This window comes from Psychrobacillus sp. MER TA 171, from assembly GCF_023713305.1.
In the GTDB taxonomy this organism is placed as follows: Bacteria; Bacillota; Bacilli; order Bacillales_A; family Planococcaceae; genus Psychrobacillus.
Genome location: NZ_JAMAWN010000103.1, coordinates 1 through 255, shown reverse-complemented (window position 1 = coordinate 255; position 255 = coordinate 1). Strand labels below are relative to the sequence as shown.

The 255-nt window shown below is 35.3% G+C and carries 1 protein-coding gene; it reads left to right on the top strand.

Annotation, left to right across the window (positions count from 1 at the left end; all coding sequences use genetic code 11):
• Positions 1–203, top strand: a 203-nt coding sequence (locus M3627_RS20650) for an ATP-binding protein (protein ID WP_251557303.1), incomplete at its 5' end; no start/stop codon positions are given.
• Between the last annotated feature and the right edge of the window lie 52 nt (positions 204–255).

Genomic DNA, 255 nt, shown 5'->3' with positions numbered 1-255 from the left:
ATCTGTTCTTCCAAATGATCAATCATCTTTATGAACAAAGTTCCATCATCTTAACTTCTAATAAGAGTCCAGATCAATGGGGAGAATTAATGGGAGATGAAGGAATTACTACGGCTATTTTAGATCGCCTTTTACATCGTGTGGAGGTAATACACATGAATGGAGACAGTTATCGGATGAAAAACCGACAGAATTTGTTTTAAGCAAAAGTGTTCACTCTAAATTAGCAAAAAGTGTTCAATTCTACTTGACGGT